The organism is Bacillus sp. MYb56 (assembly GCF_002976445.1).
Taxonomy (GTDB): Bacteria; Bacillota; Bacilli; order Bacillales; family Bacillaceae_G; genus Bacillus_A; species Bacillus_A mycoides.
Genome location: NZ_PCOH01000018.1, coordinates 27,324 through 48,118, shown reverse-complemented (window position 1 = coordinate 48,118; position 20,795 = coordinate 27,324). Strand labels below are relative to the sequence as shown.

At 34.9% G+C, this 20,795-nt stretch carries 16 protein-coding genes and 2 pseudogenes; 12 read left to right on the top strand and 6 right to left on the bottom strand.

Going from position 1 to position 20,795, the window contains the following annotated elements; translation table 11 throughout:
* The first annotated feature begins 166 nt into the window (after positions 1–166).
* From cerA to CQ058_RS19950, 4 genes are all read left to right on the top strand, one after another.
* Positions 167–1,018, top strand: coding sequence for a phospholipase CerA (cerA, locus tag CQ058_RS19965; protein ID WP_002029789.1), 852 nt, complete (start codon positions 167–169; stop codon positions 1,016–1,018).
* 76 nt (positions 1,019–1,094) lie between these two features.
* On the top strand, positions 1,095–2,096 hold the full coding sequence (gene sph / locus CQ058_RS19960; protein ID WP_002188321.1) for a sphingomyelin phosphodiesterase: 1,002 nt from the start codon (positions 1,095–1,097) through the stop codon (positions 2,094–2,096).
* A gap of 113 nt (positions 2,097–2,209) precedes the next feature.
* On the top strand, positions 2,210–3,382 hold the full coding sequence (locus tag CQ058_RS19955; RefSeq protein WP_002188322.1) for an amino acid deaminase/aldolase: 1,173 nt from the start codon (positions 2,210–2,212) through the stop codon (positions 3,380–3,382).
* On the top strand, positions 3,370–4,683 hold the full coding sequence (locus CQ058_RS19950) for a D-arabinono-1,4-lactone oxidase (RefSeq protein ID WP_002188323.1): 1,314 nt from the start codon (positions 3,370–3,372) through the stop codon (positions 4,681–4,683). Before CQ058_RS19955 ends, CQ058_RS19950 begins: the two co-directional genes overlap by 13 nt.
* A 4-nt stretch (positions 4,684–4,687) precedes the next feature.
* Here the strand turns inward: CQ058_RS19950 and CQ058_RS19945 are convergent, their stop codons facing one another.
* Positions 4,688–5,842, bottom strand: a complete 1,155-nt coding sequence (locus CQ058_RS19945) for a VanZ family protein (RefSeq protein WP_002188324.1) — start codon at positions 5,840–5,842, stop codon at positions 4,688–4,690.
* 171 nt (positions 5,843–6,013) lie between these two features.
* Between CQ058_RS19945 and CQ058_RS19940 the strand changes: the two genes are divergently transcribed.
* The gene (locus tag CQ058_RS19940; protein WP_002125270.1) at positions 6,014–6,217 is read left to right on the top strand and encodes a hypothetical protein; all 204 of its coding nucleotides are present in this window, start codon (positions 6,014–6,016) and stop codon (positions 6,215–6,217) included.
* 192 nt (positions 6,218–6,409) lie between these two features.
* Here the strand turns inward: CQ058_RS19940 and CQ058_RS19935 are convergent, their stop codons facing one another.
* Complete coding sequence (locus tag CQ058_RS19935) at positions 6,410–7,222, bottom strand: undecaprenyl-diphosphate phosphatase (protein ID WP_002010553.1); 813 nt, start codon at positions 7,220–7,222, stop codon at positions 6,410–6,412.
* A 132-nt stretch (positions 7,223–7,354) separates the two neighbouring features.
* Positions 7,355–7,873: pseudogene (locus CQ058_RS32885) on the bottom strand (methyl-accepting chemotaxis protein); the annotation flags it as partial.
* 645 nt (positions 7,874–8,518) lie between these two features.
* Here CQ058_RS32885 and CQ058_RS19925 point away from each other — a divergent pair.
* The 5 genes from CQ058_RS19925 to CQ058_RS19905 all read left to right on the top strand — a co-directional run bounded on the left by CQ058_RS19925 (position 8,519) and on the right by CQ058_RS19905 (position 12,599).
* Positions 8,519–9,769 (top strand): 3D domain-containing protein, encoded by a 1,251-nt coding sequence (locus tag CQ058_RS19925; RefSeq protein WP_002188325.1) that lies wholly within the window; start codon positions 8,519–8,521, stop codon positions 9,767–9,769.
* Positions 9,770–9,881: 112 nt separating this feature from the next.
* Positions 9,882–10,100 carry a helix-turn-helix transcriptional regulator gene (locus CQ058_RS19920; RefSeq protein ID WP_002167109.1) on the top strand — a complete coding sequence of 73 codons (219 nt, stop codon included), beginning with the start codon at positions 9,882–9,884 and terminating at the stop codon, positions 10,098–10,100.
* The gene (locus CQ058_RS19915; RefSeq protein WP_002090909.1) at positions 10,093–10,566 is read left to right on the top strand and encodes a DUF2178 domain-containing protein; all 474 of its coding nucleotides are present in this window, start codon (positions 10,093–10,095) and stop codon (positions 10,564–10,566) included. The genes CQ058_RS19920 and CQ058_RS19915 overlap by 8 nt, the downstream gene beginning before the upstream one ends.
* A 115-nt stretch (positions 10,567–10,681) precedes the next feature.
* On the top strand, positions 10,682–11,314 hold the full coding sequence (locus tag CQ058_RS19910; protein WP_002186970.1) for a class A sortase: 633 nt from the start codon (positions 10,682–10,684) through the stop codon (positions 11,312–11,314).
* 145 nt (positions 11,315–11,459) lie between these two features.
* Positions 11,460–12,599, top strand: coding sequence for a YHYH domain-containing protein (locus tag CQ058_RS19905; protein ID WP_002188326.1), 1,140 nt, complete (start codon positions 11,460–11,462; stop codon positions 12,597–12,599).
* 30 nt (positions 12,600–12,629) lie between these two features.
* Here the strand turns inward: CQ058_RS19905 and CQ058_RS19900 are convergent, their stop codons facing one another.
* Positions 12,630–14,015 carry a peptide MFS transporter gene (locus CQ058_RS19900; RefSeq protein WP_105589942.1) on the bottom strand — a complete coding sequence of 462 codons (1,386 nt, stop codon included), beginning with the start codon at positions 14,013–14,015 and terminating at the stop codon, positions 12,630–12,632.
* Between the two features lie 253 nt (positions 14,016–14,268).
* Here CQ058_RS19900 and brnQ1 point away from each other — a divergent pair.
* Both brnQ1 and CQ058_RS19890 read left to right on the top strand, forming a co-directional pair.
* A pseudogene (brnQ1, locus tag CQ058_RS19895) lies at positions 14,269–15,569 on the top strand (branched-chain amino acid transport system II carrier protein BrnQ1).
* A gap of 134 nt (positions 15,570–15,703) precedes the next feature.
* Positions 15,704–17,425, top strand: a complete 1,722-nt coding sequence (locus tag CQ058_RS19890; protein ID WP_002188331.1) for a DUF2339 domain-containing protein — start codon at positions 15,704–15,706, stop codon at positions 17,423–17,425.
* 40 nt (positions 17,426–17,465) lie between these two features.
* On the opposite strand, the gene CQ058_RS19885 is transcribed toward CQ058_RS19890, so the two are convergent.
* Together CQ058_RS19885 and CQ058_RS19880 are read right to left on the bottom strand one after the other, a co-directional pair.
* Positions 17,466–19,013, bottom strand: coding sequence for a DNA-binding protein (locus tag CQ058_RS19885; protein ID WP_105589941.1), 1,548 nt, complete (start codon positions 19,011–19,013; stop codon positions 17,466–17,468).
* Between the two features lie 181 nt (positions 19,014–19,194).
* Positions 19,195–20,586 (bottom strand): amino acid permease, encoded by a 1,392-nt coding sequence (locus CQ058_RS19880; RefSeq protein WP_002188333.1) that lies wholly within the window; start codon positions 20,584–20,586, stop codon positions 19,195–19,197.
* Positions 20,587–20,795 lie beyond the last annotated feature (209 nt).

Genomic DNA, 20,795 nt, shown 5'->3' with positions numbered 1-20,795 from the left:
ATATTCACTATGTATAAAGTTATAATGATATTAACATTTGCATATTTTAATTTATTGATAGAAATTTGTGAAAGGTGGGATATTCTAGTCATAGGTTAACCGGAAGACATCGTAGGATCCTAACAAAATATGAAAAATAATTCAATTATAAAATGGAGGATTTCAGATGAAAAAGAAAGTTCTTGCTTTAGCAGCAGCTATTACATTAGTAGCTCCGTTACAAAGTGTTGCATTTGCTCATGAAAATGATGGGGGAAGTAGAATAAATATAGTTCACCGCTGGTCTGCTGAAGATAAGCATAAAGAAGGCGTAAACTCTCATTTATGGATTGTAAACCGTGCAATGGATATTATGTCTCGTAATACAACACTTGTAAAACAAGATCAAGTTGCACTATTAAATGAATGGCGTACGGAGTTAGAGAACGGTATTTATGCTGCTGACTATGAAAATCCTTATTATGATAATAGCACATTTGCTTCACACTTCTATGACCCTGACAATGGAAAAACTTATATTCCATTTGCAAAGCAGGCAAAGGAAACTGGAGCTAAATATTTCAAATTAGCAGGTGAGTCATACAAAAATAAAGATATGAAACAAGCATTCTTCTATTTGGGGTTATCTCTTCATTACTTAGGGGATGTAAATCAACCGATGCATGCGGCAAACTTTACAAATCTTTCGTATCCACAAGGGTTCCATTCTAAATATGAAAACTTTGTAGATACGATAAAAGATAATTATAAAGTAACGGATGGAAATGGATATTGGAACTGGAAAGGTACAAATCCAGAAGATTGGATTCATGGAGCGGCAGTAGCTGCGAAACAAGATTACTCTGGCATTGTAAATGATAATACGAAAGATTGGTTCGTGAAAGCAGCTGTATCACAAGAATATGCAGATAAATGGCGCGCTGAAGTTACACCAATGACAGGTACGCGATTAATGGATGCACAACGTGTTACTGCTGGATACATCCAGCTTTGGTTTGATACGTACGGAAATCGTTAAATATTTGAAAAAGGTCAAATCTCAGAATAGAGTATTTGGCCTTTTTATCACTACACAGTACATGGAGGTATGAAACGTGAAAGGTAAATTGCTAAAAGGTGTACTTAGCTTTGGTATTGGTTTAGGAGCTTTATATAGTGGATCTTCAGCTCAAGCAGAAATGTCTATAAATCAAAATAATACATTAAAAGTGATGACGCATAATGTGTACATGCTATCAACGAACTTATATCCGAACTGGGGACAAAATGAGCGTGCTGATTTAATTGGGGCAGCGGATTATATGAAAAATCAAGATGTTGTTATATTGAATGAAGTATTTGATAATAACGCTTCAAATCGCTTATTAGGAAATTTGAAGAAAGAATATCCAAATCAAACGGCAGTATTAGGTCGTAGTGACGGAAACGAATGGGATAAAACATTAGGTAACTATTCATCTTCGACCCCTGAAGATGGCGGTGTAGCTATTGTAAGTAAATGGCCAATCATTGAAAAGATTCAATATGTATTTGAAAAAGGATGTGGGCCAGATAACTTATCAAATAAAGGATTTGTATACACAAAAGTTAAGAAAAATGATCGTTTCGTTCATGTAATTGGGACACATTTACAAGCTGAAGATAATATGTGTGGACAAACTTCGCCAGCATCTGTACGTACAAAACAGCTACAAGAAATTCAAGAGTTTATTAAAAATAAAAATATACCAAATAACGAGTATGTGTTAATTGGTGGTGATATGAATGTGAATAAAATAAATGCTGAGAATAATAGTGACTCAGAGTACGCATCCATGTTCAAAACATTGCACGCTTCTATTCCATCTTATACTGGACATACTGCAACTTGGGATGCGACGACAAACAGTATTGCGAAATATAACTTCCCCGATAGCCCTGCCGAGTATTTAGATTATATTATTACAAGTAAGGACCATGCTAATCCATCGTATATAGAGAATAAGGTGTTACAGTCGAAATCGCCACAATGGACTGTTACGTCATGGCTCAAAGAATATACATATAATGATTACTCGGATCATTATCCAGTAGAGGCGACTATTTCTATGAAGTAGAGTAGCCTTGAAAAAGTTTCTTCGTAAAGAAGAAACTTTTTTTATTTGAAAACAGGAAAATCATTCTTTCTTTCCAATATGTATAAGACATATATAGAAGAGGAGAGAAAACTGTGGATAGAGGAATTTTTAAGGAAGTTCCATTACCGTGTGCATTTTTAGATGAAGTGGCTTTAGAGAGGAACATTCAATCGATTATAGAGTTAAGTGGAGATAAGAAGATTCGTATAGCGAGTAAATCATTACGCTCTGTTCCAATTATGAAAAAGATTTTGGCTGCAAATAATCGCTTTCAAGGTATTATGTGTTTTTCTCCTAGAGAAGCTTTGTTTTTAATTGAACAAGGATTTAATGATTTATTGCTCGGATATCCTGTTTATGATGAAAGAGCTTTACATGAAATTAGTTTGCTGACAAAGCAAGGGCACATTATAACTTGTATGGTGGATTGTGAAGACCATATTACTTATTTAGAAAAAATTGCTGAGAAGTCTAAAGGGTGTTTTCGCGTTTGTTTGGATATTGATATGAGTAGTCGTTTTTTGAAATTTCATTTTGGTGTAAAAAGATCCCCGGTAAAAGATGTGCAGAGCGCTTTGAAAATAGTAGAAAAGGTGAAGGGCTCATCATATTTAATACTAGATGGTGTAATGGGATATGAAGCCCAAATTGCCGGGGTGGGGGATCATATACCGAATCAATGGATGAAAAGTAAAGCTGTTTCGTATTTAAAGAAGAAATCAGTGTTAGAGGTTAAAGAAAGAAGAGGACGTATCGTAAAAGAAATACAAAGCCTTGGTAGTGAACTAAGATTTGTAAATGGGGGAGGAACGGGAAGTATAAAAACAACTGAGCAAGATAACGCAGTTACGGAGATGACTGTAGGATCCGCCTTTTACTCTCCTAAACTGTTTGATTATTATAAAGAAGTAAAATTTCAGCCAGCTGCCGGATTTGCTTTACCAGTTGTACGTAAACCGGATCCTTTTATTTATACTTGCCTAGGTGGCGGATATATTGCCTCAGGTGCAGTTGGTAAAGATAAAGAGCCTGAGGTTTGGATGCCGCATGGTGCAAAACTATTAGCTTTAGAAGGTGCTGGTGAAGTGCAAACGCCAATTTTTTATAACGGCGAGGAACGAGTGGATATAGGAGATTCTATCTTGTTTCGCCATAGTAAAGCTGGGGAGTTATGCGAGCGTTTTCCTATTTTGTATCGCATTAAACAAGGGGAAATTGTTGGAGAGTATTCAACATATCGGGGGGATGGACAATGCTTTCTATAAAGGGACAAAAATGGAGAAATTGGACAGGGAATGTAGAAGGAACGCCGCATTATACGATGTATCCAAAAAGTATACAAGATGTAGTAGAAGTTGTGGGGCTTGCACGAAAAAAAGGAAAGAAAATTCGTGTTGTCGGTTCAGGTCATTCGTTTACACCTCTTGTGCAAACGGAAGAAATTTTAGTTTCTTTAGATGAATTGAAGGGCATTGTGAATATTGATGCAGAGAAGAAGGTTGCCGAAGTATGGGCGGGAACAAAGCTACATGATTTAGGGAAGTTACTTCAGGAAAAAGGTTATGCGCAAGAAAATTTAGGAGATATTGATTCACAATCTATTGCAGGAGCGATTAGTACGGGAACTCATGGGACGGGTGTTACATTTGGGAGTTTATCAACACAAGTTATAGAGATCACGGCAGTTTTATCAACAGGTGAGAGTATAGTTTGTTCAGAAACCGAGAACGCCGAATATTGGAAAGCATTTCAGTTGTCGCTTGGAATGCTAGGTATCATTGTAAAGATAAAATTGAAGGTTATCCCAGCGTATTCGCTTGTTTATGAAAGTGAAAAACAATCATTGTCTACTGTAATGAACAAACTAGAAGAATATAAGAAGAATCGTCATTTTGAATTTTTCGTTTTTCCTTATTCAGATGAAGTACAAGTGAAATTTACAAACGAAACAACGAGTAAAGAAAGTGATTTGAAATGGCATAAACTAAAGGTGGAGTTACTTGAAAATAGGATGTTCTCTTTATTATCTAAAGGGTGTAAATGGTTTCCTTCTATAAGTAAAGGAGTAAGCCGATTATCAGCTAAGGCTGTACCGAACACGAAAATAATTGGACCAAGCTATGAAGTGTTCGCTACATCACGTACAGTTCCATTTTATGAAATGGAGTACAGTGTCCCTTCAAAGTATATGAGGGCTGTTGTAGAAGAAATTTCAAATCTTATTGAAAAGAAAAAGTATAAGGTGCACTTCCCGATTGAATGCCGCTACGTGAGAGGTGATGATATATGGCTCAGTCCAGCATATGGAAGAGATTCAGCGTATATAGCTGTTCATATGTATAAAGGTATGAAGTATGCCGCTTATTTTGGTGAAGTGGAGAAAATTTTTTTAAAGTATGAAGGGCGCCCACATTGGGGGAAAATGCATACGTTAACGTACGAAAAATTGCAAAATATATATCCAGAATTGCATTCGTTTCTAAAAGTGAGGAAGTCACTAGATGAAACAGGAATATTTTTAAGCCCTTATACAGAAAAGTTATTTACGATTATGAAAAAAAGCTGACAAATTAGTATTTGTCAGCTTTTTTAAGTGTAATTGCATTTCTTGTATGACTAATACGCTCGTAAAATAGTAATTTATCACTGCTAAATACATGTAATAAAACATGAATAATAAATAGCCCGTTAATTACAAATTGGAATAACAGTATAACTAGTAATACTAAAGGCTCTGTATGATTTAAAATAGAGCTACTAGAAAGAATGTAATTGATTCCACCTAAAATGAAATAGAATATACCGTAACGAATGAATAATTCTTTTAGTGTAATACGCTCTGCTTGTCCTTTAATGTAAATACGAAGCAACGCTTTCCCTATTGTTCTTCCATTTGTAAAATATGGGATGATAATAAAGTAAATTAAGATTGAACATGTAATGAAAAGGAGTTCGTATACATTTGTGTAAGATTGGATATTAGAAATGAAGAAAGAATTTCCTTTGTTTTTAATGACAGGTACAACGATAGATAAGAAAATCCAATCAATTTGCATCGCGATAAGGCGACGAACGAATCCGACTGGTTTCGTTTCCAAATCAATACGACTATCTAACTCGTTTGCTTTCGGAAGGAAGTACGTAAATATTGGTGCAATGATAAAACCAATTACGCCACCTAGTGTATTTAAAAACAAATCATCGATATCAAATAAGCGATATGCACAATTATAAATACCATATAGTCCAGTCACTTGTGTTAGCTCGAAAAATAGTGAAAGACAAAAAGAAATACAAATAGTCTGTAAGAAACTACGTCGGAAATAATAACGTAAGTAAATACCGAATGGAACGGTTAATAGAACGTTAAAAGCAACTTGTAAAAATGCAGATTCTTTTAATAACAAGAAATAAGTAGTAGGTTTCGTTAAAATTGCCGATGTATGATTACTAATCTCTTGTATGAAATAAAATGGTGAGAGTTGCATGTGCTGTGTATTAGCCGGTTGTAGGCTACAAGTATCATACGTTTGTGGTAATGGCAAAATAACAAGAAAATAGGCATTTAATAAGTAGAGTAATAATGAGTATAAAATAAATGAGCGCCATTTATTTAAATAACCGTATTTTCGATAATTAAATATTAAAAAAGGAATTAAGAGAAACATTGCTAAAATAGGAAATAAAATAAAAGCTGTTTTTACTGGAAATAAATATGCAGTCAAAATGAAGCTCCTTTCAATGAAATTTCGTTTATCATTATAGCGCTTAAAAGAATGTAAAACAAAGTTGAAATAGCTCGAAATAGAAAAAATTACAAATTTAAAATAGATTAAGTTATAATAAGTTCAATATAAAGATATTATGATTATACAAGTTGAAAGAGGGTACATGATATGCAATATGAGCTTTTTTCGGTAAGCGGGGATCATATTACAACTTTTGAAAGCACATGGCGTTTTCAAGAGGGGGAACAGATTTTTGTTCATGATGATAATACAAAACGAAATTTTATTATTATTCGCTTAACACATGATTTATTTCAAAAAAATTCACATGCTATTCGCTTGTATTGTCAGGAAAAGAAAGTTTATGCATAAGGAAAAACCACTTACTGTATGAGGGCAGTAAGTGGTTTTTTATCCCGCTATTTGTGGGCAGTAAAACTCCCACCTCAAAATTCAGGTGGAGCAAAGAAGTTAGGTGGGAGCCCTGCTGCCGGTAAAAGCCCGATTGGTGAGGGATAATAATCAGGAGGGATGAACAAAACCCCCACTGATTAAAGTTTCATTTTATAAGAAAATGATAGTTAGCACACCTACGATAATACAGTAGAAAGAGAAGTATTTTAAATTTCCTTTTGCCATAATGTTCATAAACCATTTTAATGAAATATATGTCATGACAAATGTTGCGATGAAAGCAACAATATAAGGTACAAATAATGTATCTAAATTTGGATCGTTTGCAATGTCTGTAATACTTAACAATAAACCACCTAAGCTAACAGGAATGTATAGTAAGAATGAGAAGCGAAGAGCTGTTTCTTGCTTCATACCAAGTAACATTGCTGCCACGATTGTAGCACCTGATCTGCTTATACCAGGAATTAGTGCGCAAGCTTGTGCTAGACCAATAATGATTGCATCTTTCATAGAAAGGTCGCCATCATTTTTACGTCCACGTAAGTTTCGAATAATCCAAAGGCCGATAGCAGTAATAAGAAGGGAAATCCCAACCATTTTAACACCTTTTAAATAGTGGTCGATATAATCTTTAAATAAAACTCCAATTACACCTGCTGGAATGGTTGCAATAACAAGGTAAATAATAAAGAAGAAATCTGATTTTGCATCTTCTGCTCTTGTGAATATATAAGATAGACCATTCTTTGTTAGACGAATTAAATCATTTCTATAAATAAGTAATACAGCTAATAATGAAGCTGAATTAACAAGTAGCTCAAAGCTAAACCCTTCTATTTTTAGTCCTAGCAAATGCTGTGCTAAAACGAGGTGACCGCTTGAAGAAATCGGAATTGGCTCTGTTAGCCCTTGGAACAGACCAAGAATTAAATATTTTAAAATGTAGTAAAATTGTTCCATAATAACCTCCTTGTTTATTAGTCGAAAGAAACAACTTTTCCATTATAGCAAAAGAGAGGATGAATATTGAGAAGAAATAAATATTCGAAATATAATAAAAATCCCTTATACCGGTATAAGGGATTTTTATTATTAATGAGAAGCTACTGTTTCTTGAAGACTTTTTGATAATTGAACATCGACTTTTTCAGCATCATGAATATGATTCATAATAGTAGTATTTAATTTTTGGAACATTTGCTGTGTATTTGCAAATTCTCGTAATATATCATCATTACAAGATTTTTGGTTTTCGATAGCTTTAATAACATTTGTAGCGCCACTTTGTAATGTTTGAATCATTATTAAAATATTTTCAATTCTAGCGTTAGTATCGGCGCTCATTTCTACACCTTCATCAACTAAATGTAAATTATCTTTTGTATTTTCGTACGCTTTTTCAATTTCCTCTTGGATTTTTTTCGTTAAATTGCCAATGTTTTTTGTACTCTCCGCTGTGCTTTCTGCTAGTTTTCTTACTTCATTGGCAACAACAGCGAATCCTTTTCCATGCTCTCCAGCACGTGCAGCTTCAATACTTGCATTTAACGCTAATAAATTTGTTTGCGCAGCAATGTTTTGAATTACTTCTACGATTTGCTCGATTTCTTTTGAGCGTTCACTTAAATGATTCATACTATTAGACGTGCGCTGAGATTGTTCACCTAATTTATTAATTACAATAAGTAAACGGTGAACAGATTCTTTTCCTTCATTAGAGCAATCGATAATTTCTTCAATAGACTGAATTAAGCTTTGTTCTTTTTGTAACATTTCACTATTTAATTCATTGGAATGTGTCGTACGTGTTGAAACATTTTCAAAACATGAGTTTAAATGTTGAATTAAATTTTGGAGTGTATGGTGCTGGTTATTTACAAGTTGATGCTCTTGAACAACGCTTTGTACACGGTCGTGGATAGAAGAAATAGTCTCTTGGCTTTCAATATCTTTTTGTTTTAATTCTGTTTCTAGCTCTTGTATACGATTTTCTAATTGATCAATTTTATGTTGGAGTGCTTTCTTTTGAGTAAACATGTATTTATCTCAACCGCCTTTAGAAGTTATATTTTCTCTATATTTGGATTTTAGCATCTTTTATAATTTTTAAATATAGGAATTGTTAAATGTTTAAGAATCTATTACATTTTATTCGTAATTCCCTTTTTTTGTCATGAAAAATAAACTGTATTTAATGGTCCTGTAAACAAACTGTAAAATAAATCATGTATAACTGTATAAGAAGGGAGTCGGATTATGAACTATTTTAAGCGAATCAGTAGTCTAGTATTAGCAGGAATGATTGTTCTTTCTAGTACAGTCGCTGTAAAAGCAGAGTCAAACGACGAGAAACTTAACAACATGCAACAGCAATTGCAGCAAAACGATGCAGATATGCAGAAGAAAGAGCAAGAGAAGCAAGCTGTTAGTAAAGAAATTCAAGGTATCGAAAATGAACTACATAATTTAAATAATACAATTGCAAAAAATAAAGAGGATCAAGCTGCTATTCAACATAAAATCGATGAAACACATAAGCAGATTGAACAAAAAAAAGCAGATATTATCGTTTTAGAAGATAAAGTCCTTGCTCGTAAGGATATTATGAAAAAACGTATGGTTTCTGTTCAAAATAGCTCAAATACGAGTTTAGTAGTAGAAGTTGTTGTAGAATCAAAAAACTTTGCAGATTTCATACAACGTATGAACGCAGTTACTACTATTCTAGAAGCAGATAAAGAAATTTTACGTCTACAAGAACAAGATCTTCGTCAAATTGAAGAAGATAAAAAAGCAATTGACGAAAAAGAAGCATCTTTAGTAGTAGATAAGCAAAAATTAGCAAAAGCACAAGCGGATTTGCAAGATAACTTGAAAAAACGTCAAGATAACTTACAAACAGTTCAAGCTAAATATAATCAGATTGCAAGCCAACTTAATTTAGCAGCGGAAGAGAAAGCAAAAGTTGAAGCAAATATGAAAGCAGTACAAGAAACAATTGCTCGTGAACAAGAAGCAGCAAGAATTGCAGCAGAAGAGCGCGCAAAAGCTGAAGCAGCTGCAAAGGCTGAGCAAGAAGAGTTGGCAAAAGCGAAGGCAGCAGCAGCTAAGCAAAAAGAAGAACAGGCAGCTAAGCCGGCAGAGCCTGTAGCTAAAGATACAACACCAACTAAGCCGGATCCAAAACCAGCTCAAGGTGGAAAAGAATTTTATGTAACAGCAACTGCTTATACAGCTGATCCATCTGAAAATGGCTATAAACCGGGTGAAATTGTAAAGTCTAAGTTAGGACATAATTTGACTGCAAATCCAAACATGAAACTAATTGCTGTAGATCCAGCTGTGATTCCATTAGGTTCTACTGTATATGTGGAAAATTATGGTACGGCGATTGCTGGAGATACTGGTAGTGCGATTAAAGGTCATATAATTGATTTATTAATGCCAGATTCAGCTACAGCTAATAATTGGGGCAGAAGAAGTGTTAAAGTTACAATTTTAAACTAAAACGTAATCCAACTTTACAAAACGTAAAGTTGGATTTTTTTATAAAAATAATGTTAAGTTGAGTTTACATTTTGTTAAGGATATCATACAATAATAGTGAGAGGTGGTAAATTTGACCATTTTAAATAGAGTGAAGGAATTAAGAGCTCGTTTTAATTTTACACAAAGTGTATTAGCGGAAAAAGTCGGAGTGACGAGACAAACAATTGCAGCAATTGAAAAAGGGGATTACGTTCCTTCATTATTACTAGCATTGACGATTTGTGATGTATTCGAGTTAAAGATGGAAGATGTATTTGTTTTAAATAAGGAGGGGGAAGAGGATGAATAGAATTGGGGTTTCTTATATCGTAAACGTGCTTTATACTGCGCTAGCCTGCTGGACATTTGTTGAATTTTATAGTGTTATTACAGAGTTAGCAGATATAATTAAAAACGAGAAGTTCCCATTTGAAGTATGGTTTAATGGAGCACCATTCATTTTATTATTTATTGGAGCTATTATAGTTACAATTTTTTATAGAATTCAAAAGAAAAAATACAAGAATTTATCTTTTTGGATGTATCCATTATTATTTCCACTAGAAGATGAACGTGAAAAAGCGATTACGGATAAAGCCTGTCGAACAACTTTTGTTTCGTTATGGTATGTGTTACCTTGTGCAGTCGGGTTTTTAACTTTTTCGCCTATTATTAATGACTATCTTCCTGGGTACCCACTGTATATTATATTCTCTATTTTCTTTATTCAAATGACGGTCTTTCACGTATCCCTATACAGAAATAAGTTAGTTTAAAAGAAACCTTCTTGCATAAGCAAGAAGGTTTCTTTTCAGCTTACACTTGTACATACAGCAATATTATCTTATCATTTTATATAGAGTAAGATTTTGTAACGGAAAGGAATTGTATATGAATAAGCAAAGAATTTATAGTATAGTAGCAATCCTTCTATTTGTTGTAGGTGGTGTATTAATCGGAAAGCCATTTTATGATGGATATAATGCAGAGAAGAAGCAGACAGCGAATGTACAAGCTGTTCAAAAGATGGAATATGAAAAGCATGATACAGAATTTGTAGATGCTTCAAAAATTAATCAACCAGACTTGGCAGAAGTAGCGAGTGCATCGTTAGATAAAAAACAAGTAATCGGTCGTATTTCAATTCCGAGCATCTCATTAGAACTTCCTGTTTTAAAAGCGTCGACTGAAAAGAATTTATTATCAGGTGCGGCAACTGTAAGAGAAAATCAAGTAATGGGACAAGGGAATTATGCACTTGCAGGGCATAATATGTCAAAAAAAGGTGTTTTATTTAGTGATGTATCAACTTTAAAGAAGAACGATAAAATTTATTTGTATGACAATGCAAATGAGTATGAGTATACTGTTACCGGTGTATCTGAAGTGACTCCTGATAAATGGGAAGTTGTAGAGGATCATGGGAAAGATGAGATAACACTTATTACATGTGTATCTGTTAAGGATAATTCTAAGCGTTTTGTTATTACGGGTGATTTAGTAGGAACAAAGGCTAAGAAATAAAGAAAAAAGAAGGTTCACTCTTTAAAGAGTGAACCTTCTTTTTTTATCCAATGTTGAGAAATAAAAGAATATTTTAGTTGGTATTTAAATATTTTTCTATTTTTATATAATAAAGTAATGATTCTAGATTTTGGGAGGAACAAAAGTGAAACAGCAAGTAAAAAAACTTCTTTTAACAACAAGTGTAGCGTTATTGGTAGCGCCAATTTCTGCTTATGCACATCCAGGACGTACAGATGCTAATGGTGGACATACGTGTCGTACAAATTGTGAAAAATGGGGATTGCAGTACGGGGAATATCATTATCACAATAAACCAGCTTCTAATAGTGGTACAACGAGTCCTGCGCCTAGTCAAAATAATAATGGTGCTGTAGAAGCAGAGAAACAAGCAGAAGCACAGCGTAAGGCTGAGGCAGAGAAACAAAGAGCTGCAGAAGAACAACGTAAAGCAGAAGAAGAGAGACAACGTGCTGCAGAAGAACAGCGCAAAGTAGAGGAAGAGAGACAGCGTGCTGCAGAAGAACAACGCAAAGCAGAAGAACAACGCAAAGCAGAAGAAGCACGTAAGGCAGAGGAAGCGCAGCGTAAAGCTGAGGCTGAAAAGGGACAAGCTGAAGGTCAAAAAAGTGGAGAGACAGATTTTAAAGCAGGAAAGAATAATGCAGAAGGACATGTAGCTGGAAAGTCAGACGCATATAAACAAGCATTCACAACTGCGTATGCTGCGACGTGGTCTTTAGAAGAACAGAAAAAAGCACATTTTGAAAAAGGTAAAGAGCAAGGGTTAACACAAGAAGCAATGGACGATAGTCAAATTACTCCTGAGTTTAAGGTGAACTTTGCAGAAGGTTTCCAAGTAGGTAATAAAGAGAGAACCGAAAAGATTGAAAAAGAACAAGCGGAACTTGGTGAAAAGGCTGGTAAAGAATTAGCTGAAAAGAAACCTGGAAATACTGAAAAGGATACATATGTGAAAGTATATGAAACCGCGTATGAAAAGGGATATAAGGCTGCTAAAAAGGCAGCGGAAAAAGCTGGATATACATATGCATTTGAAAACTACGACTTAAAAGTTCCTGCTAAGTATGAAAAGAATGAAACATTAAAGAAATGGTTTACTGAAGGATTTAAATCAAATAAAAAGGCAGCGGAAATTCGAGAAGAAGGATATAAAAAAGGAGACAGCTGGCTTTCGTTCTTCTATAAGAGTTTCGTGCCAAGTGAATATAAAGAACATAAAGGCTTGTATGAACAAGCAATAGAAAAGGGAAAGAAAGCGTAAAAAAAGATGAGGAATTTTCCTCATCTTTTTTTAATCCATCCATTTCACTAATTTCTTAGAAATTGATAATAAAACACAACCTAAAACGATCGCCACAGCGCCAATAACTGTGAATACTTCAGCATATCCAAGTGAAGTTGTGAAGCTTGCAAGCTGTCCGCCTAAAATATTAGCAATACCTGAGCTTGCTAACCATACGCCCATTAATAAAGAGGCTAGTTTTACTGGAGCGAGAGCACTAACCATTGATAGCCCGACAGGTGATAAGAATAGCTCACCTAACGTATGGAAAAGATACGTAAAGACGATAAATAGTAAGTTTGCTTTTTCTGTAATGTTATGTTCGTCACTGCCTGTTTTTAATGTAGCGATAACAAGAACAATATAGCCGATACCGAGTAAGATCATACCAAGTCCCATTTTTGTTGGGATTTTCATGTCACCATTTTTTCTAGTTGCCAGTTTCGCCCATAATGCTGAAATAGCTGGTGCAAGTAAAATAATAAATAACGGATTGACCGATTGGAACCAAGATGTTGGAACTTCCCATCCGAACACAGAGCGGTCTACAAATTTGTTTGTATATAATGTTAACGAACTACCAGCTTGTTCAAATCCAGCCCAGAAGAAGACAACAAAGCATGTTAAAATGATGATAACTGTTGTACGTTGTTTTTCTTTTTTTGTTAACGGTGTATTTCCTATTGTTTGTTGTCCAGCATCCGTTTGCAAATCGCGAGTTGGTTTTTTACCGATATCACCAAGGAAGCGATTTGATAGTGTTGTAAATAAAATTTGTCCAATGATCATTCCGATTGAAGCGGCTAAGAAACCGTAACGGAATCCGAAATGAACAACGCCATCTACTGTTATTTTGAATAAATTTTCTGATAAAAACCCGCAAACGAGTGGAGCTAAAAATGAACCGACGTTAATACCCATATAGAAAATTGTAAATGCACTATCACGTTTTGGATCATTTTCTTCGTATAATTCTCCAACAAGTGTAGAGATATTCGGTTTGAAGAATCCATTACCGATAATAATAAGCGCTAATCCGAGGTATAGACCGACTTGGTTTTGCAAGGCAAATAGTGTAAGGTTACCGATTGCCATTGTTATACCACCAATTGTGATGGCTTTTCGTTTGCCTAGAAAACGGTCCGTTAAGTATCCACCGATCAATGGTGTGAAATAACAAGCACCAGTATAAAATCCGTAAATAGAGAGTGCCCAAGCGGGACTAAACCCAAGACCACCACTTACTAAAGCTGTTGTTAAATATAATGTTAATAATCCTCGTAATCCATAGTAACTAAATCTTTCCCACATTTCTGTAAAGAAGAGTAAGTATAAACCTGGAGGATGTTTCTTTTTTCTTTGTTGTTCTCTTTCTAGTTGTATCGCTGATTCCATAATAGTTTCCTCCTGACACAAGCAAAAAACAAAGTTAATAGTATTGTATGATTAATATTTTACCTTATTAACTATTATAAGTCAATAAAGGTTGATTTTTCAGAAGAAATTTGAAAAGGGAAATAGCTATAGAATGGGTGTTTCTTTTGTGATAGACTATGGACTATGTTTTCTTTGTAAGGAAGCGGATTACCGCATTTTTTTATTTGTGGAATTGATTTCATGTAAGGTGAAATTGAAGAAGGAGAAAGAAATGAAATTGTTACAGAAAAAAGAAATTTTGCTTATTAGTCTTATGTTATTCTCTATGTTCTTTGGGGCCGGAAATCTTATATTTCCACCTTTCCTTGGATATGAAGCAGGAGAACATGTATGGATTGCATTGTTAGGTTTTATTATATCAGCAACAGGGCTTTCTATATTAGGTGTTATCGCTATTGCGAAAGCAGGGAGTTTTCAAACGTTAGCGGGCAGGGTTCATTCTTCATTTGCAATTATTTTTCCGTGTATTGTGTACTTATTTATTGGACCAGGTCTTGGCATACCACGTGCAGGAAGTTTAGCTTTTGAAATGGGGCCAGGCCAGTTGTTCCCAGAAGCGGGTAGCATAGTTTTGTTATTGTACACGGCTATTTTTTTAGTATTGTTTACTGGTTAAGTTTATCACCGTCTAAATTAATGGGCTTGTTTGGAAAGGTGTTAACGCCTTTATTATTATGTATGATTGCTATTATATTTATAAAAAGTATGTTTACATCAGTAGGCGGTGTGAAAGAGCCTGCAGGAAATTATGGACAAGCTCCTATGTTCCAAGGATTTTTAGATGGATATTTAACGATGGATGCGTTAGCAGCTTTAATATTTGGGATTGTTATTGCAAATGCTCTGCGTGCAAAAGGTGTAGCGGATGATAAAGGTTTAGCGAAATATATGAGTATTGCTGGTATTGGAGCAGGACTATTACTAACTATTATTTATGTCATTCTTGGATATGTTGGTTCAATTAGTGGTTCATTGGGTACATTTGATAACGGTGCGAAAGTGTTAGCACAAGTTATGACTACATTATTTGGACAAGGTGGGTTAGTTTTATTAGGTCTTATTTTTACTGTTGCTTGTCTATGTGTTTCAATCGGACTTGTTACGTCTTGTAGTCAATTTTTCACAAGTGTATTTCCGAAAGTATCTTATAAAGTTTGGGCATTTATATTAAGTTTTGTTAGTATGGTTTTAGCTAATTTAGGATTAACGCAAATTTTAAAAGTATCGGTACCGATTCTTGGATTTATTTATCCAGTTGCACTAACGCTTATTATTTTAGGGTTATTCCATAAGTATATTGGAAAGTATGTATACGTATATTCGGTAACGATTGGACTCGTAGCGGTATTTAGTGCGATTGATATTTTAAACAAAAGTGTACTGATGAATAAATGGACACCACTACTAAAAATGCTTCCGTTTTATTCAGAAGGTGTAGGTTGGATTGTTCCGGCATTTGTAGGTGTCTGCCTCGGTGTAATTGTTAGTATTGCTATAAATAAGAATAAATAAGTAAGAGGTGTTTTCCTATTTGGGAAAACACCTTTCTTTTTTTGGAAAAATAGTATTGAAAATGAATAGACTAAGAGTATGATAAAGGTAATTGGTAATATATAGGTTTTACATGAATGATGAGGGGGGAGCATATGAAGGAGGATTTGAATAAGAAAATAGAAGCACTCGAAACGGCAATTGAAACGATGCAAGAGGCAATTTATGAATTGAAAGCGAAACAAAGAAAAATAGAAGTAGATAAAGTTCAACAAAATATTAATAAGGAAAAGAAAGAATATATTGAAGCGGTAAGTAATGAAAAGTTACAAGAAGATGTAGTTAAGACGAGGAAGTCCATGCAAGAGCCAGAGGTGAAACAAGTAGATATATCTGCATTTAAACCAGAACCATTTAATATTATAAAGTTTTGTCAAACGTGGTTACCACGCATATTTGTCGGTATTATGCTACTTGGCGTTATTTGGTTATTCAAAGCAGGGGTAGATGCCGGATTATTGACACCAGCGATACGGGTTGTGTTTGGTATAGTACTATCTGTCGGTTTGTATTACGTAGGAGATATACAAATTAAAAGAGAGCGGCAAGCGTTAGGGTTAGTATTAGCTGGAGGAAGTATTACGGGAATTGTTTTAACAACGTTTGCCGCACATTATTTATATGAGTTTATTCCTGCAAGTATTGCGTTTATCTGTAATATTGTATGGGTTATTTTAGGGATTTATTTAGCGAAAAGATATAGATCGGAATACCTCGCTATTTTCGTGGCGGTGGGAGCATTTTTTGTTCCTTTCTTGTTAAATAGTACGACTCCTAATACGTATATTTTCTTTAGTTATGAGACGATATTAACAATTAGCCTATTATGGTATGCATTGAGAAACCGTTATAAGTACTTGTATATGATTTCTTATGTTGTTGCGGCAATTGTCCTATTTGTCTTCTTTGTTGTTATGTCAATATTAGTAGAGAATGTGCAAGTACAGTTAACAGTTGTATACGGTGCAATTCATTTACTATTATTTTGGCATATGTTTTCGGAGAGAAGTTTTATACAAGAAGCACGATTGGCGATATTTAGTGCGAATGCAGTTTTCTTTATTTTAGCCATTTCTCAAATTTCTAAATTTACAACGTGGGGATTAGTTATAAGTGCATTCGTGCATGCTGTTATGTTTGTACTTGAATATAGGAAGAATAAACATTCTGTATTTTCAAATCTAATATTTGGCTTTGCAATGGGATCATTTAGTTTAGCGATTTTATACGAGTATAGTTTGGTGAATGCAGCGATCGTATTATTGTTACAAGGCTTCCTCGGTATGGTTACTGCTATTAAAGTAAAGCAAAATATTAAGTTGTATGTAGGTGCAACGATTTATGCGATTGGAATGGTACAGACGATTTTTAGCCCGTTTGATGAGTTCATTTCAGCAGGGTTTGTCGCTCATATTATTTTAATAGGAACGTTCTATTATTGCATGATACAAGCAAAAGAAGTGTTAGCGAGTTTAGGTAAATATGTTTATTCTATAGCGCTCTACTCGTTAATGGTTATTGTATTTATTACAATTACTAGGATCGGTGAAGTTCTTTCTACAGATGGAAGTATAATTAGCGTATCTGTATCATTATTATGGATGGTATATGCTTTATTTGCAGTTTGGTTTGGCCGTTATAGACAGATGAACGAAATATTATATGCTGGATTAGTCGTATTAGTAGTAACAGTAGGGAAGTTATTCCTTCTCGACTTACCAGAGGTGTCGATGATGATTAGGGCGGTGTTATTCTTAATCGTAGGTAGTATAGGTATCGTTATTTCAAGAATGTTTTTCTCAAAAGAAGAGAAGTGAGAAGAAGGCAATCCCTTTACGGATTGCCTTTTCTTTTACTTTACTTTTTACCAATCGTTACAGCCTCATTATATTTAGCTGTTGTGTTTTGTCTTAGGCGAAGTGTTGCTTGTCCAGTTGTATTTGGATCCAGTTGTACGTTCACAATTTTTTCAGCAGATCCTTGGCTATTTGTTATGAAAGAGAATGTACTGCTATATCCGAAAGAAGATGGCCAAGTACCATTTGTATTTTGAACTTTTGCTACTTGTGTTCCGCCAGTTGTGAAAATACCTAACGAATAATTATTGTACGTTGTATTTGGTAATAAGTTATTTACTTGAATCGTCATTTGGAACACTTCATTGTTTGGTAGAATGCTAGGGTGCGTAATTACGTAATCACTCGTTGTCATGGCGCCGTTATAGCCGTATGAACCAGATTTGAAAGTATTTGTATTGAACCACTGGTAACCTTGAGTTGGTGCGCTCCAAGGTTCTGGTTGTGGTTCTGTTGATAAACTTGGTTGTTCAAATGTTTGTAGAGCTGTAGGTGCATCAAGCTGTAAACCACTCACTTGATCTAAGCTTGTAAATGTTTCTTGTTTCGCTAACCAATTCACGATGTTTTCTAATAGAACGGCATCGTTTTCTTCTTTATAACCATCATAAGTTTTCTTTGTTTGACCTGAGTCTTCGCGAACATATTTTGGCGTAGCATCTTCAACAGGAGAAGAATCACCAATAAAGGCAGCTTTTCCAAGACCAACTTTCGAAATAGCAGCATAAGGCCCCTCGGCAACGCCACCACCGTTATAAACGCCGCTATCAACAGCGTTATTCCATTTTGATGGATTTTCTGGAAGATATACAAGGCCTTTCGCTAGTTTTGGATTTGTAATCGCAAGGGTAGAGCCGGCATGCATTGCTACAGATGAAACGCCAGTTGTAATTCCGAATGATTGCGCAGCTGAGACAATATTTTTAGCTGAAACATCACCAAGTGCATTGTAACGGAAGCGAATACCGAAATTATCGGATAGCCAATCAGAGCTTTCTACTCCTTGCATAGCTTGTGAAGTTGTTTCTTCATTAGACATTCCCTTTGCTGGATTATCCCATGCCCCGCGTCTATATCCATTGAACACTTCTGAGGAGTCCCAGCGGTTTTTATTACGATCTGCATTATAATGATCGGCAATGAAGAAAATACTGCCGCCATTTTTCACGTATTGTAACATTGCGTCTTGTTCAGATTTTTTGTAAGGAATATTTGCCTCAGGAACGATAAACACGTTGTAATTTTTTAAGTCGTCGTATGTAATAGGTGTTGATTTACGAAGTTCTTTTACATGATATCCGTTTTGGGCAATGCCGTTTCCGAAATCAGAAAAGCCGCCATCAATAACCCAGTCAGCTGTCCCTGCAGTTTGACCGTGCGTATTATCAAATAATACTTTCTTCCCATTGTTTTGATTTACAACCTTTGCAGCAATTTCAGGAGCTGGGTCTACAGAGCTTTCGGCATAAGTAGACGGTATGAACGAACTCCCCATACTAAGTGTAATTGCTGTTGCTAAAGAAAATGTAATCCATTTTTTATTCTTCATAGAAGAATCCCCCTAATAATAAATATATGTGCTTTAATAATGTAATTTATTTTTCTGAAAAAATAAAGACAGAAAACGTAAAAAATATTAAAAAATTGTAAAAATACCGTGAATTTTGTTGAGAAATATTTATATAGACAATAAAAAATCCCTTCCAATTAATAAGGAAGGGATAGCTTGTTTAACTAATCTTTGAATTAGGTGTTTCATCAATCTTATGAAATCCTTTCATGTAATACACGATAGCTAAGCCAATAAGCCAAATTGGGCCAACGATTAATGCAATTCGTGTATCTTCTGAATACGCCATTATACATAGTACAAGTGCAAGGAAGCCAAGTGAGAAGTAAGAGCTTACTGGATGTAAAGGCATTTTATACGTGAGTTTGTCTTTTTTCTCAGTTGATAATCCTTTACGGAATTTAATTTGAGCGACTAATATAATACCCCAAGTCCAAATTGCCCCGAAAGTTGAAATACTAGTTAACCATGTAAATACTTTTGCAGGCACAAGGTAGTTTAATATAACACCAACAAGTAAAACGATAGCCGTTGCTACAATTCCTTGACTCGGAATACCGTTTTTATTTAAACGACCGAATCTTTCAGGAGCTTTCTTTTGTTGTGCCAAAGTAAATAGCATACGCCCTGTACTAAATAAACCACCGTTACAAGAAGAAAGTGCAGCTGTTAATACAACAAAGTTAATAATACCTGCTGCTTTTGCAATGCCGATTTGTTGGAATGTTAATACGAATGGACTTCCTTTCTCACCAAGTTCGTTCCATGGATAAATTGCCATCATAACGAATAATGCCCCGACGTAAAAGATTAGGATTCTCCAAAATACGTTATCGATAGCTTTTGCGAGTGTTTTCTTCGGGTTTTGAGCTTCACCAGCTGTAACACCAATTAGTTCAACGCCTAAATAAGCGAATAATACCATTTGTAAGGAAAGCAATAATCCAGAGAAGCCATTTGGGAACCAGCCCCCATGTTCCCAAAGATTTGAAATACCAGTTGCAACGCCGCCATTTCCAAATCCGAATAGAATAATACCAAAGCCAATCACTATCATACAGATAATTGTGACAATTTTAATGAGAGCAAACCAAAACTCAAGTTCTCCAAATACTTTTACTGATAAGAAGTTGAAAGCGCTCATTAATAATAGAGCGAGTAGTGCCCAAGTCCAGCGCGGGATATCTGGGAACCAGTACTGCATGTAAATTCCAGCCGCCGTAATTTCAGCCATACAAGTAACAACCCATAAGAACCAGTAGTTCCAACCAGTAATATAGCCAGCAATTGGGCCGATATAATCATTAGCATATTTACTAAAAGAACCGGCAACCGGTTGTTCAATTGCCATTTCTCCGAGCGCTCGCATAATGAAAAAAATAACGAGTCCAGCGATCATATAACCTAGTAAGATGGAAGGACCAGCTAGTTTAATAGCAGAAGCAGATCCTAAAAATAGCCCAACGCCAATAGCCGAACCGAGTGACATTAAAGTAATATGTCGTTCTTTTAAACCTCGATTTAAAGTTCCAGATTTGTTTGTGTGCTGCATAAGAAGAATCCCCCTTGTAGAATGAGCTACCTAAATATTTAACTATTTCAAATTATAAAACATTTCTATCTGTTATGCTACAAAAATAATCAAAATGAACTGTACTACATCTGAACTTGTCAGACTTAAACTTAAAATTCTCACTATTAGAGAATATATTGACTCTTCTTTTTATTGATTGTTAAGATTAAGTATTATATTTTCTCACA

Bases quoted from the DNA above. Each gene is read 5' to 3' on its own strand.
- CQ058_RS19890 (WP_002188331.1), top strand. From the start codon at position 15,704: ATGAAGGAGGATTTGAATAAGAAAATAGAAGCACTCGAAACGGCAATT.
- CQ058_RS19910 (WP_002186970.1), top strand. From the start codon at position 10,682: ATGAATAAGCAAAGAATTTATAGTATAGTAGCAATCCTTCTATTTGTT.
- CQ058_RS19935 (WP_002010553.1), bottom strand. From the start codon at position 7,222: ATGGAACAATTTTACTACATTTTAAAATATTTAATTCTTGGTCTGTTC.
- CQ058_RS19900 (WP_105589942.1), bottom strand. From the start codon at position 14,015: ATGGAATCAGCGATACAACTAGAAAGAGAACAACAAAGAAAAAAGAAA.
- CQ058_RS19950 (WP_002188323.1), top strand. From the start codon at position 3,370: ATGCTTTCTATAAAGGGACAAAAATGGAGAAATTGGACAGGGAATGTA.
- cerA (WP_002029789.1), top strand. From the start codon at position 167: ATGAAAAAGAAAGTTCTTGCTTTAGCAGCAGCTATTACATTAGTAGCT.
- CQ058_RS19885 (WP_105589941.1), bottom strand. From the start codon at position 19,013: ATGAAGAATAAAAAATGGATTACATTTTCTTTAGCAACAGCAATTACA.
- CQ058_RS19880 (WP_002188333.1), bottom strand. From the start codon at position 20,586: ATGCAGCACACAAACAAATCTGGAACTTTAAATCGAGGTTTAAAAGAA.
- CQ058_RS19915 (WP_002090909.1), top strand. From the start codon at position 10,093: ATGAATAGAATTGGGGTTTCTTATATCGTAAACGTGCTTTATACTGCG.
- CQ058_RS19925 (WP_002188325.1), top strand. From the start codon at position 8,519: ATGAACTATTTTAAGCGAATCAGTAGTCTAGTATTAGCAGGAATGATT.
- CQ058_RS19940 (WP_002125270.1), top strand. From the start codon at position 6,014: ATGCAATATGAGCTTTTTTCGGTAAGCGGGGATCATATTACAACTTTT.